This window comes from Frankia sp. CeTa3Moorea, assembly GCF_978021225.1.
The window spans coordinates 10,111-10,734 of record NZ_CDXDOR010000149.1; the positions used below are offsets into that span (position 1 = coordinate 10,111).

Here is a 624-nt window from a genome sequence, read left to right on the forward strand (position 1 = left end):
GATCACGGACGGTGGCGCGTGACGCGGACCGCATTCGGATACCTACGGACAACGAGCACGAGGGACGGCGAGCTACACCGCCTGCGCGGAGTGATCAGCGACTTCGCTGCCGTCGAGGGGATGAGCCTGGTGGCAATCTATGTCGACGAGGAAGCCCTGCCGAGTGACGCCCAGCCTGGCCTGACGGCCCTCCTCGAAGCGGTCGGACGATCTGACCGGGCCGTCGTGCTGGTCCCCGACATGACGCACCTCCCGCGCTCCCCGGTAGCACGCCGTTCCTTCGAATACCAGGTAGCCGGGCTCGGCAGTGCGATCGTGCCCCTCGTACCGCCGGCCCGCATCCCCGCGCAGGCCGCCCCGACAGACCAGCAGCACCCGCCGCGATCCCGCGAGGGCAGCCAGTACCCGGCGCCGTCACCGGCCGTCCGTGTGGCGGTCGAACGGTTCCCCGCTCTCCTCAGCTCCGTCCCCGACGCCCGTGCCGCCGCCCGCCGTGTGCTCCAGGGGTGGCGGCTGGACTCCGAAGCGGTAGACGCCGCAGCTCTGATCGTGTCCGAGCTCACGGCGAATGCCGCGAAGGCAAGCCCGGCCGGAGGCGTCGTCGCGGTCCGGCTCACGGCCAGC

General features: G+C 71.5%; 1 protein-coding gene. It reads left to right on the plus strand.

Annotated features, from left to right (window positions below):
• Positions 1-18: 18 nt before the first annotated feature.
• Positions 19-624, plus strand: a 606-nt coding sequence (locus tag AC08OV_RS20175) for a hypothetical protein (protein WP_476620109.1), incomplete at its 3' end; no start/stop codon positions are given.